Source organism: Pedobacter caeni (genome assembly GCF_900129215.1).
Taxonomy (GTDB): Bacteria; Bacteroidota; Bacteroidia; order Sphingobacteriales; family Sphingobacteriaceae; genus Pedobacter; species Pedobacter caeni.
Genome location: NZ_FQUQ01000006.1, coordinates 150,104 through 162,854 on the forward strand (window position 1 = coordinate 150,104; position 12,751 = coordinate 162,854).

Sequence of the window (12,751 nt, forward strand, 5' to 3'; positions counted from 1 at the left end):
CACATAAAAGCCTGAAGTTATAAGATTTCAGGCTTTTATGGTTTAGGTTTAAATCACAATTATCAACTCTTTTTATTAAAACAGTATCTTTATTTTACTGATGATCATTTTGGAAATTCACTGATGATCATTTAGCTCAGTAGTATTTTTTCTTCCAAAACTCCCACCATTTCCTTTTCCTCGTTATTACTGTTTCCCCAAGCATCACTTCTCGCTTATTAATGAGGAGATTTGTAACTGGTAAATCTTTTTTATAAACAATGGTTTCGGTATCACCTTCAAATCCATTGTGTTTTACCACTAAAACAATGGTATCAGAAGCAAAATCATTTGGTATTTCAAATTTAAAATTCCCCAGTGTATCTGTTTTTGTAAAAATATCTGTGCCTTTGATAAAAACTTCAGTGAGCTTCACCATTCTGTCTCTCTCAAGTACCTTTCCCGATATTATTTTTTTCAAACTATCTCTTTCAATAATTTTGTTTGCACCTGACACATCGGGCTCAGTTTTTTTATCATTAGGTACAACGACAAAAGCAGTGTGTTCTAAATGTTGACCGGCAGCAAATGAACTTTCGGTCGCCCCAAGGATTAAAAGGCTTGTTATTATTTTACCAAGCTGAAAACTGTTCTTTTTCGGCTTAACCACCAACAGCCTGTTCATCTGAGTTGGGGTTAATCTGCTACAAATGGTTCCTGAAGAGCTTTCAATAAACCTGATGATCTCCACATCTGTTAACGTCGCAAAATCAACCACATTTTTTGAGCATTGGGAACAAAACTTCCCGATATCGGTTTTAGTCATTGAAGCCCATTGCGCTTTCCGGCATGGGTTTTCGATATTCAATAGGTAATTCTGCTTCATAAGAATTTAATTACCTACAAAATAAGAATTTTCCTGAACCAAACCTATTTTGAAATCAACTGGAAAACGAGAACTCATCTTATAATACATAATTTACCAGAGCCACTTGGTTTATGTAAATAAAAGGTATGTGCCTGCGGCATCATATTTTTATCCGATTTTGAAATAAGCGGTGAATATCCAAAAGTCTGCATATCTGCACAGACTAAAGTTACAACTCTTCCTTCCCCATAAAATTTAAGTTCTGCCTGTTTACATGGATATATGAACTTCCTTTTATCTTTCATACGTTCTGCCATGCCTTTGGTCAGTTTCATCTCAGCACCTTTGTCCCATGGTGTAGCAGTTGCTTCTTCGTAGATACTGGTTTTAAGCATCGATAGATATTTTAATTGATCCCCCTCCTCAAGGGTCTTTCTGAAATCTTCGTAAAATGCATCGACCTCTTTTCGGATGTCAGCATCATTTTTCAGCTGTTGACTTTTACTCCATCCGGTAATTTTCCAATTTATATCTTTCGGGTCTACCTGGAAAGAGGTTTTATATTCAGCATAGGGCTTATCTTTTACAATTGGTGTTTGATAGCGTAGAACCTCCCATTTATAATCTTGCCCCTTTGCCTTTGCGTTCATGATATCAAGTAAAGACATGCCTGCATCTGATTTTAGAATTTCGATTTTAACGAATGAATTTGCAGTAAGCGATGGAGAAAAAACAGTTTCATCTTTTTTTGATGGAAATATGCGGATGGTAACCTCTTGCTTTCCCGCTTGCAAAATATATGGATTGATATCTTTTGTTAAACCCGACCTTTCTCCCAATCCATAATGAGTGATTACCGGCACATCATTTACCAATATTTCATAGGAACAATCCTGATGTTCATACACCAGTTTAAACAACATCCCTCCTTTTCGATCTTTTGCTTTCTCTATTTTATCTTTTTCAGCTGTCTTTTCTTGTTTAACCTGTGCATAAGACTGCAAACTTATAAAAACACTCAGCATCAGCAACCTAACTATATTATTCATTAATTCTTTTATTAAATATGATCAATAATTGCACCATAATAGACAGGTATACGATGTCCGCCAACGAGGTAATGTACCTCTTATGACAATAATTACTGGTTTATTGGTAGATTCCTGAAAACACAAACCGCCTCTGCATTATTCAAGAGGCGGTTTGACTCTTCAGATGGAGATATAGATTTAAAACTTAAAGGTGATTCCTGCAAGGTAGTTGGCAGGTTTCTGAGCCCTGCCATCAATTGCCCAGGACTTCACATTACCAATGTTATTCGCCTTAAGACTAAGTCGGAACTTCTTCTGGTCATAATACGCCGATGCATCAATAAAAGTATAAGAAGGCAGGATAAAAGTATAATCTGTAAAGGTTTCCGGGCTGGTACCTGCAACCAATGTATTGGCAAAGAAGGAGGAAGAAACATAGTTTCCGCCAAGACCAATGCCGAGCCCCCTAAATAAACCTGTTGAGATGGAATAGTTAACCCAGATATTCGCTGCATGAGCAGGTGTTTGTATCGCTCTTCTTCCCTGAACCAATGGGGAACCATTGGTATATTTGTTCTCATTATAACCGTAGCCAGCCACAATGTTCAAACCTTCCAGAGGGTTTGCAATCAACTCAAAATCTATCCCTTTACTTTGCTGTGTACCATCCTGGATCAGAAAATTCTGACCGCCACGGTTTTCAAAACGCGTAGAATTTTTCACATCGATGTGATAATAACTTAAGTTGGCATTTAACTTCTTACCAAATAAATCCAGCTTTACCCCCGCTTCTACCTGATTGGCCTGTTGTGGCCTGAATGTACTGATGGTACCATCCGGTTGTGATGCATTGGCTAGATTCTTAAAACCATTAAGGTAATTTACAAAGATGGAAACCTGGTCCTTAACGGGCTGATAAATCAATCCCAGTTTCGGGGAATAAGCTGTTTGTTTATAATCTCCGATTACGTTACTATTGGCTGTATTCCGGGTTCCCTTATTGATAAAAAGATCAGCACGTAAACTGAGCAACACCATCAATTGATCAGTAAAGTTAATCAGATCAGAAGCATACACACTATAGGTATCCTGTTTGTAGCTCTGTGTGGGAGGATTCAAAGCGGCAAACAAGTTGTTTACCTGTGGCAGGCTAATGTTCGGAATATTTTTGTTCAGGTCAATTTCATCCACAGTCACAACCCCGTAGTGCATCTGTCGATACTGTGACATATAATCTGCGCCTATGACCAAGCGGTTACGGATTGGTCCGGCTTTAAAATCTCCAGTAAAATTCTGTTGTATCTGTTTACGACCCCATTTATCCGGCATCCAAAGACTGATCTTTCTGGAAATCCTGGATTCACTAAGCCAGGAGTAATTGAATTGATTAAACTGGTCATAAGTTCCCAGGGAATAGGCATAATTGGTTTGGGATTTCCAGTTTTCAGAGATCTTATATTCCGCTTGCGCAAATACATTATTCGACACCTGATTCTGACTGGCCAGGGAATTATCAATTAAAGATTGGCGGTAACCTATTGGCAGGTCTTTAAAGCTTTTGCCATTAAACAGGCCAGTTGGTACAGTCAGAAGAATTGAAGAAGTACCTCTTACTTTGGTCATGTCTGCATCCAGTGTAAATTTCAATCTGTCATTTACCTGGTAAATCAGACTAGGTGAAACGACCTGCAAATGCTGGAATCCCTGATCCTGAAAAGAGTTCTCTTTATGAATGGCACCTGTCAGGCGAAACAGAAGGGACTTATCTGAATTTAACGGTAAATTCACATCAGCAGTGAACCGACTCAGGTCAAAACTTCCCTGGGTATAACTGATCTCTCCGCCAAAAGTTTCATAAGGCCTTTTTATCACATAGTTAACTAATCCCCCAAAAGATACCATTGATGAACCAAATAAGGTTGAAGAAGGACCTTTAATTGATTCCACACGTTCTACGGTAACCGGATCAATATTAGTTTTCAACCATGTAGCCATCCCATTTCTGATATTGTCGCTGGTGGTAAATCCGCGGGCTGTAACTGCAGGCATACCAGCCCCCGACCTGCTCACCACAGCACCCGGGATATTTTTATAGGACTCATCAAGCGTCGTGGCCATTTGCATGGTGATGAGCTCCTTCCTTACAACGCTATAAACCTGTGGATTTTCCAGATTACCGATGGGCAACCGTGCTACATATTCACTTTCCTTCCGTCCATACTTATTCACTTTAGCTCCGTTAACCACAACTTCCTTCAGGTCCTGTTTACTTTCATCTAATACAAAATTCAATACTACCGGTTCTCCTGTAACCGTTATTTTCCGGCTTTGTGCTTCCAGTCCGACATAACTTGCAGTCATGGTATAGGTACCTGCAGGAACATTCTTAAAGCTGTAACTTCCACTGGCATCTGCTCCTGTGTTGCGTAATCCGCGGATACTGATGGTCACCAACCTTACAGGATCTCCGTCTTTGGTAGTCACGGTTCCACTCACGCTCCCTTTTAACTGCGGCCGTACTGCAATATCGTTTCCGGTAGCAGTAAACCTTAAACCTGTTTTGGCGGAGAGTTGATTTAGAATATTCCGGACGCTGGTACTGGCAGGATTCAGAGTAACCAACTGTTCCAGTTCTTTATCCAGACCCGCATACATAAAGTTTAGGCCTGCTTTATCTTGTAATTGATCAAAAACTGACCTCAGGGTTAATGTCCCTGGAGTGATCTCTATTCTTTGATTTGGATTTTGCTGTGCATGAGCAGAAGTGCTGAAAATCAGCAGACACCCGGCAAGAACTAAAATCCATTTATAACATTTTAATTTAAAAAAGGCCGCTATAAACGGGAAGTGGTAAACAGTAAAGTTTAAATTCATAAATTTGATTATTATTCATTAATTGAAGATTGATGGTAATTTTTGCTACCGGCGTGTTTGCCGCACGACCGGTAGTTTTTTGCCGACAAATCCTTTCGGACTTCCCTTATTGCTTGTTCTGTTCATTCAGTATTTAAAGTATATGTATTTGTTTGCCTTGTTGGCTAAAATGAAGATTTGTAAAGTTCTCTATCAGTCCCAGGACTCTGGAAATTGGTTGTTCATGAAATTTAGCGGTTACTTTTGCGTCAAGCTTCAGTCCTTTAGGATTATAAAAAATTACTCCATAATGGCGTTCAAGTTTCTCAAGCACATCGGATACCGGAGTATGGTCAAACCACAGTAAACCTTTGGTCCAGCTGGTTGCCATACTGGTATCTATTGGAGTAACCGCCTGGATCAACTGCTGTTTCTTCAAAAAAACAAGTTGTTGCCCCGGCTTAAGTAAGGCTGATTTTCCAGTCTTCGTTTGAAAACGTATACTGCCCTCGGTTAAGGTAACAAACACCTGGTCAGAATTTCTGGAATTCCCGACATTGAATTTAGTCCCCAGAACCCGGATACTGGATGATGAAGTATGTACAAGAAAGGGCTTTGTTGAATCATGACTGATGTTAAAAAATGCTTCACCTTCCAGTAAAGTTACTTCCCTGCTGCTTCCGTCAAAAGATCTGGGATATCGAATACTGCTTCCACCGGAAAGACAAATCACACTGTGATCTGCCAGCTTAAGTGTCACCTGCCTTCCATTCGGCACATTTAAAGTATTTAAGGTCTCCGGCTGTTCAGAGGCTCCTGAATCATGGAATAAAAACAACCCCATCACAATCAGTATTGAGGCTGCAGCAGCTAACCAGGCAAAATGTCGGAAATGATATCTTTGAACAACCGGCCTGGCATCCCTGATCATTTCATTCCAGATCTCCTCTTCCAGTGCAGTATTTTCCGGTACCGGGTTCTCAGGTTCCTCATCCCCATATTCAAGCCAGTACTCCACCGCTGTCTTTTCCTCCTCAGTACAATACCCGTTGGAATAACGTTTCAACAAATCCGGATCAAGTTTCCCCATACTTATAGATAACATGATCAGGTCAGTACCCTACACCAAAAAAGAAAATAATCTGATTTTCTTAAACCACTGAGTCTGGTTGCAATGCCGTACGTAGTTTCAGGAGTGCCCTGCTCATGTGTTTTTCTACCGTCTTAACTGCAATGCCTAGCTCTTCAGAAATTTCCCTATAACTCTTGTCCTGATCACGGCTCAACATAAAAATAGTCCTGGTAGGTTCCTCAAGTGCATTTACCTGTGAATTAATTTCGGCTTTAAACTCATGGAGTGTAAACATCGTTTCAGGGTTATATCTCCATGTCTCTATCCTGTTCCCGGCACCTGTCTCCTCATCAGTGGGAATATTAATCTTCTGATCCCGGAAATAATTCATCACCTGAAATCTTGCTGCTTTAGTCAGAAATACTTCTGCACTTTTATCATCCGGAAATTCCAGTCCACGGTCCCAGACCGAAAGAAAGATATTCTGAGTCATATCCTTAGCAGCAGACTCATCCTGACAAAAACGCATACATAAGGAATACACCCTGCTCCAATGAAGCCGATACAACATTTTAAATGCCTGATCTGTCTGAATATTACGGCTTAATACCTGTCTCCCCATGAATACACTTGCTAAGCAGTTCAAATATATACCTTTATTTAGAATCAGTACAAATAAATCAGGAATATTTAAATATTTTTTTTTGTTTCTTTGCGCTATGTTAAAACAAGTTTTTGTCGCATTGCTAATCGTTTTTTCGGTTAGTGTTTTTGCACAGGAGCGTCCCGCTGCCTATGCCCTTACCGGAGAATCTAATCTCTGGAATAAAAAGATAAATGATACTGCCTGTGTCTTTGCAGATATCGCATACCTACGTGAACAACCCAATTTAAAGGGGGCAATATTAGATTCCTTGAGCGCCGGAACCAGGGTGGTCATCAAAAGCGAAGCTTACAACAATACATTAATCAAAGATTTCTATGCACCCTGGCACAAAGTAGAATATACCATTGGAAAGCAAAAACGATCAGGATTTATATGGCTGGGGCTGTTGGCTCTTGGTACCAATCAGGATAAGGAAGGAAAATTATGGATGTATGGCTTCAACAAATACCTTAACCGGTCAAATGATGAAGCACATCTTTCTCTATGTGAAATCAAAATTTTAGATCCTGCTCTTCAGGTTGCCGGCCGGACTTCTATTTTAGTCACAAGAGGAGAACAAACCTACACCGAAGGGAAGATTTTGAGTAATATGGGATTAACAGGCTTACAAGCAATTTACAGAATAGGTTTTTTCGGTGAAGCCTGCGGTGTATCTACTGACCATCACTACCTGGGATGGACAGGCAAGGAATTTATAAATCTACCTGGAAAGACCAATGTCAGTGATGCAGGTGTTGTTTATCATGAAGAAAAATTGCTGTTCCCTTCCGAACATGGTCTTGCCCCCTCTTTAATCATTAAAGACATCACTGATGGAGAAGTTATAGACCCTGATCAGCAAAAACTAACCTATAAAGAAAGTAAAAAGCGGGTAAAATATATCTGGGATGGCAAAATTGCCAGTGAAATCGTGGAAATGAAATAGCACAACTATTCGTAGTGTTTTAAATAGGATTCCCGGTAATTATATGGGATGGCTTTTTCATCAGGAACTCCATTAATCGCTCTTCCTCCGTATCCCCCGCTTTCATCTCCACTATATTTTTGAAGATCAAATGCCGCAGGAAATCCGTAGGAATTGATGAGTTTATGATCAAGCTTACTTTTTAATTCTTCGCATTCCTCCCTTGTTATTTTTTTAAAATTGTCCAGGATCAAAGCGCAATACATATCGTAAATGACATCCGCGTATGCTGTTGGATCCATCTTTTCTGTAAAGCCGTTATAACTACAAGATATGGTAATCTCTTTCAGCTTGCTGCCTTTCAATGCAGGGCGATACTTTTTCGTTTCCGTATTATAGACAGAATCATAGAAGAATTTTTGGCTTTTTGTTAACGGTCCAATAAACAAGGTAATTCTCAGGCTGTTTTTTTGAAAAATCTTCTTCTGTATCAATAGATTTGTCTCCAGAAAATGCCATAGGTATTCACTGATTCTGTGGTCAATACGAGGGCGTTTAAACATGATTTCCGGCTTACTGATTCCATCCTCTTCATCCTCGTTATCCCAAAATCTCCTGATGGTAACTGTCCGTGTATTTTCTTCGTTTTTTTCGATTTCCTTTCCTGTGCCCTTTACAACTGTCAACAGTTCCCTGAGGTAATCTGAAGTTTTTTGGAGCAACAGTCTAAAATCGCTTTCATTAAATGCCACCAGAACACAGCTTTCCGTATCAGCATCGTTTTCAATTTCCCGACTGAAAGGAACTTTTCCTTTTTTAAGCTGATCCAACAGGTAATTGGCCCACCCGTATCCATCAGCGACATAAGAATGCGTTTCCATTTTTTTGTTAAGCTGACTAAACTCATCTTCTGCAGGAGAGAATTCCAATGAATAGCTGAGCGTTTCTGTTCCTTTATACAGCAGATTGGAGATGCTAATCAGGAATGGCTCATAATCATAGCATTCCCAGGTGTCGTCTTCCATTTCTTTCAGAATGTTTTTGGGAATTTTTACTTTATCCAGGTGAAGTTTGTTAAGGTTCATCTTTTTGTCTTTTGATTACATACATTCCTTTTATCTCTCAAAACTGCTTTTCCCGGGCTTCACGGTGCTAGTCGACTAGTTAAGAATGCTTTAGTTCAAAAATTATAAAAATAAATTAATTCACAAAAACTATTCAGTTAAAGGTATATTAATTTACAGAAAACCTCTTGCTTTGCCGCTAACCTATACCAAAAATCCCACACAGAGTGGGATTTTTGGTAATAAAGCGTTCTTTTCTGATTATTCTTTGTTAAAAAAGTCTTCAGACTCTGAATCCTTTTCTTTTGTTTCCGGTAATTCCACCCGGATTTCTATAAGATTCTCTTTCCTGTTGCTGACAGGTATGGGAACTCCTCCCCCCAGACCAACACCAACAAGTGCCAGAGCAATCATTAACACAAGACTCAACAGCCTCAGTGTTTTCTTGAAGTATTTCATGATTTAATAAAAAAAATGTAGCTAACAGAACTTTTTTACGTCAATGACGCGTAAAGGATATTCACTATCCGATCAAAAGAAAGGCCTCTTCATCCTGGCTTTGAGAAGAAACAATTTTTGGAAGATAAAAATGATTGGAAGGTCCAGGTTCACTGCAGTCTTTCTGCAAAAGTGCATATGCAACTTCCACTGACCTGTTAAAAGCAGTCAATGCAGCAGCCTGATCAACAACCGCAGAAAGAAAATGTACATATTTTAATACATTTCTATTGTCATAATAATTAACCTGTCTGACAGAAAGCGGTTTGAAGCCTGCAAGGACCTCTGTTTGCGGTTTATGCGCTGAAATGGCCGAAAAACCGGTATTCCCGGAGAGCATAAAAAAGCTCAATAGTAAAGTTACGGTCAACAAAAATGCTGACGAACTGTTCTTCATACCGGCTATTTTACTCTTTTCCATTTCTATTTCAAAGTTAACACTTTTATGATCAGCTTTCTATGATTTTTTTTCAGTTTAAATCATGAGCAAGGCAATATCCGGAGAAACAAACTGCTGCAAATATTCCCCTGATACGGCCTGATTTTTGATGCCCTATAAAAAATTAAGTATTTATAGATATGCCAGATACTACTGCTTTATTACAAGCATTCAGACAAAACAACTTCCAGGAAGCAAAACTGCTGCTAGAAAATGATAAAAACCTTACTTCTGACCTCAATGAATATTACCATACCCAGATTCTTGATCAGATCATCAGTCACAAAGCCTTTGACCTGATTCCTGTGCTCATCGAGCAAAAGCTGATAGGAACAGATGTTTACGAATACGATTCTTTTAAAAAATCCATTTTCGCAAGCATCATTACAAACCTCAAAGAAGATGAGGAATCCATTCAGTTTCTGGATGATCTGCTTGGGCAAATGGAGAACCTCAAAGATGAAGTGGCCGACCAAACCCTCTTAGGTTATGCTTTTGAAGAAGGTGCTGATCTATGGCTGATCAAAAAATTCGTTGATGCTGGTCTTGATCTGAATTATAAGAACAATTATGATACGACTTTCCTGCATGCGACGATAAAAAACGGAAGGATCAAACCGGAAAAGTCAATGGCTTATGTACAGTACCTCATTGAACAGGGTCTGGATGTAAATGCAAAAGATATTGTCAATAAGACACCTCTGATAGAAGCAATAGAATTTAATAAACCAGAATATATTGACCTGCTGCTGCAAAATGGCGCAGATCCAAATCACCAGGACAAATCGGGAGAATCTGCGTTCTTCTGGAGCATTGTACATAAGTCAGAGCTCAAATGGTACCTTAAACTCAGGGAATACGACAGTCCCAAATTTGACCAGCTGAATAAAGAAGGGGTAACCATGTTCTTCGAATTCATGAGAAGAATTTACAGGTCTGATCGGAATGCGGTAGATTTTCTTGTTAAACTTTTAGAAGATGGAGCTGATCTTTTGGAGCGTTCAACCTGGTATGGACAAAGTAAAACTCCACTGGAAGTAGCTGCTGAAAAACAATTTGAAATCCTGGAAGCCATTTTGAATATGGACCTGGTAGACCTCAATGCACAGGATGAAGATGGAAATACGCTTTTACATTATGTATGTGCATTTAATGTTAACTATGATAAAGAGGTGGCAAAAGACACCTACAAAAAGGTAAAACTCCTGATAGAAAAAGGTGCTGATACCAGCCTGACCAACCGGAAAGACGAAACAGCAATGGCCCTGGCCTCAAATGATAACCTGAAATCCAAGACTGTAGAAATACTGCTTGCCAACCAAAAATCCTAAGAAATGTCCATGTCATTTATAATTGCCTGCGAGGCTGGCAAAAGAAAGATTGCAGAAATACTGCTTAAAAACAATGAAGTCGATGTCGCTTATACCGATGAGAAAGGAAGAACAGCTTTACATTACTCTGCCTATCAGGGATACCTGGACATCGTAAAATCGTTGATTGAAGCCGGAACAGATATCAATTACGAAGATCATAACGGGGAAACACCACTTTACTTCGCTTGTTTACTAAAACAAAAACAGACCGCTATTTATTTGATAGATCAGGGGGCAAAAGTTGAGATCAACGACCTTCAGGGCAATAGCCTTCTTCACCTGACTGCAAAAACGGCTCAGATTGAGGTACTCAATCAATTGATACAAAAAGGACTGGAAGTGGACCTCCAGAATAACCAGGCAGAAACACCTTTACTTCTTGCTTCTGGTCTCAGGAATAAAGAAATTGTTCAAAGACTGCTGGAATTGGGTGCGGATCCGAATGCAACAGATAAAGTTGGAAACACCCCGCTGATATATGCAGTAAACTCAAAAAACACCATAATTGTGGAGTTATTGCTGGACCATTCGGCCGAAATCAACCATGCCAATCATGGAGGAGAAACACCGTTGTTACTGGCCTGCTATCAGGGCAATAATATGCTGATCAAGCTATTGGTACAACGGGGCGCAGACATCAAAGTGTCTACCAAAAACGGACTTTCTCCGATCTGGTACGCCTGCAGCAATAACCAAAAAGAAATCGTCAGCTTATTTTTGCAGAATGGTATAGATGTGAATTTCAGCAAACCTCTTTCTGGTGTTGACGAATCCATGAACTCTTACCTCGATTGGGTGGAAAGTGCCACAAATATTTCTCTGGACAGCAGTTTCACCTTAGATAACAGCTACAGTTATGGCGGAGAAACCTTACTTCATGTAGCCGTAAAGAAAGGTCACCTGAGCATGGTTAAGCTATTGATAGAAAATGGAGCTTCCATTAACATTGCCGATGAAAGCGGAAATACTGCACTACATTATGCCGCAGCCAATGGTAAAAAAGACATTGTTAAATACCTGCTGGAAAACCATGCCGATCCTTCTGTAGTGAATGTTAAAGAACAGAAAGCGATAGACTATTCCAATATCAAAGGATATAATGAAATTACAGAGGCGCTTTTAAAGTATAGCCCTAAAGATACTGCAGCGGCTCCTGTTTCAGGATCAAAACCGGAAACATCAAACGGGACAGCTCCGGAAAATCAGATGGCCATAAAGAAACAGGCACTTCTGGACCTTAAAGAGTTACTGGATGCCGGTATTCTTAGTCAGGAAGAGTTTGACCTGGAAAAACAAAAAGTCCTTAAAGGATAAACAAAAAAAAGAGGTACCGGATTGTCCGGTACCTCTTTTTTATCATAAGCGATTGTGCTAAACGCCTTCCATACCGTATTGTTTCAATACGTCTGCAGGCACACCTTCCCATTTATTCGGAACATTACCCACATAACCGATGTCTTTCACTCCGATTTCGCTGGTAAAGAATCCCGAAGCAGTCAGGTTTCTCATGAGGTTAAAGAAAGCCACTCCCTGCTCCATTCCTGGTTTTGCTTTCTTAGGGTAAGCAATCTGATCAATCATTTCAATTTTCTGAGCATATGAAGTATCCTTGAAAGGTTTTTCATAACGGTTCAGGCATTGCAGGTCAAGCCATCTCAATCCACCCCTCATTGGGGTCTGATGTTCTGGCATATCTTTCACAATAAACTCGATAAATTCGGGCACTTTCGCATCTGTAGCGCTTCCGGACTTGTCATCTTTTGGAATGATGATGTCCGCCAGAAGGCCAATGGTAGCCATTTCATGTGCAGAAAAGAACTTCTCTGCCTTTAACTTCTTATCTCTTTCAACTTCCCACTCTTCTCTACCTGCTTCTGAACCCGCTGCTTCTGCGGTTTCTGCTATTTTTTTATCGTCACCCGGTTTACAGGCCTCCAACAATACAGCAGTACTGATGGTGGTTAGTCCAAGGACTTTCAGTGATTCACGTCTGTTCATAATTT

General features: G+C 39.8%; 12 protein-coding genes. 3 read left to right on the forward strand and 9 right to left on the reverse strand.

The features are described 5' to 3' along the window. Positions 1–136: 136 nt before the first annotated feature. From BUC20_RS27730 to BUC20_RS27750, 5 genes are all read right to left on the reverse strand, one after another. Positions 137–847, reverse strand: a complete 711-nt coding sequence (locus tag BUC20_RS27730) for a peptidase associated/transthyretin-like domain-containing protein (RefSeq protein ID WP_159441173.1) — start codon at positions 845–847, stop codon at positions 137–139. Between the two features lie 92 nt (positions 848–939). Continuing rightward, a complete protein-coding gene (locus BUC20_RS27735) occupies positions 940–1,896 on the reverse strand; it encodes a hypothetical protein (RefSeq protein ID WP_143166945.1) in 957 nt (318 codons plus the stop codon). Between the two features lie 180 nt (positions 1,897–2,076). After that, complete coding sequence (locus BUC20_RS27740) at positions 2,077–4,752, reverse strand: TonB-dependent receptor (protein ID WP_084529349.1); 2,676 nt, start codon at positions 4,750–4,752, stop codon at positions 2,077–2,079. Positions 4,753–4,885: 133 nt separating this feature from the next. Then, positions 4,886–5,836, reverse strand: coding sequence for a FecR family protein (locus tag BUC20_RS27745; RefSeq protein WP_084529351.1), 951 nt, complete (start codon positions 5,834–5,836; stop codon positions 4,886–4,888). A gap of 46 nt (positions 5,837–5,882) precedes the next feature. Continuing rightward, on the reverse strand, positions 5,883–6,425 hold the full coding sequence (locus tag BUC20_RS27750) for a sigma-70 family RNA polymerase sigma factor (protein ID WP_073236115.1): 543 nt from the start codon (positions 6,423–6,425) through the stop codon (positions 5,883–5,885). Between the two features lie 97 nt (positions 6,426–6,522). Here BUC20_RS27750 and BUC20_RS27755 point away from each other — a divergent pair, with 97 nt between their 5' ends. Continuing rightward, complete coding sequence (locus BUC20_RS27755) at positions 6,523–7,395, forward strand: hypothetical protein (protein WP_073236688.1); 873 nt, start codon at positions 6,523–6,525, stop codon at positions 7,393–7,395. 5 nt (positions 7,396–7,400) lie between these two features. Here the strand turns inward: BUC20_RS27755 and BUC20_RS27760 are convergent, their stop codons facing one another. From BUC20_RS27760 to BUC20_RS27770, 3 genes are all read right to left on the reverse strand, one after another. Further along, positions 7,401–8,459: a hypothetical protein gene (locus BUC20_RS27760; RefSeq protein ID WP_073236118.1), complete on the reverse strand. Its 1,059-nt coding sequence runs from the start codon at positions 8,457–8,459 to the stop codon at positions 7,401–7,403. A gap of 240 nt (positions 8,460–8,699) precedes the next feature. Continuing rightward, on the reverse strand, positions 8,700–8,897 hold the full coding sequence (locus BUC20_RS27765) for a hypothetical protein (RefSeq protein ID WP_073236121.1): 198 nt from the start codon (positions 8,895–8,897) through the stop codon (positions 8,700–8,702). 64 nt (positions 8,898–8,961) lie between these two features. Further along, complete coding sequence (locus BUC20_RS27770) at positions 8,962–9,333, reverse strand: hypothetical protein (protein ID WP_143166947.1); 372 nt, start codon at positions 9,331–9,333, stop codon at positions 8,962–8,964. A 182-nt stretch (positions 9,334–9,515) separates the two neighbouring features. Here BUC20_RS27770 and BUC20_RS27775 point away from each other — a divergent pair, with 182 nt between their 5' ends. Beyond that, positions 9,516–10,706 (forward strand): ankyrin repeat domain-containing protein, encoded by a 1,191-nt coding sequence (locus BUC20_RS27775; protein WP_073236127.1) that lies wholly within the window; start codon positions 9,516–9,518, stop codon positions 10,704–10,706. Between the two features lie 9 nt (positions 10,707–10,715). Next, positions 10,716–12,062: an ankyrin repeat domain-containing protein gene (locus BUC20_RS27780; protein ID WP_234994610.1), complete on the forward strand. Its 1,347-nt coding sequence runs from the start codon at positions 10,716–10,718 to the stop codon at positions 12,060–12,062. Positions 12,063–12,119: 57 nt separating this feature from the next. Here BUC20_RS27780 and BUC20_RS27785 read toward each other — a convergent pair whose 3' ends face one another. After that, positions 12,120–12,746, reverse strand: coding sequence for a gluconate 2-dehydrogenase subunit 3 family protein (locus BUC20_RS27785; RefSeq protein WP_073236133.1), 627 nt, complete (start codon positions 12,744–12,746; stop codon positions 12,120–12,122). Positions 12,747–12,751 lie beyond the last annotated feature (5 nt).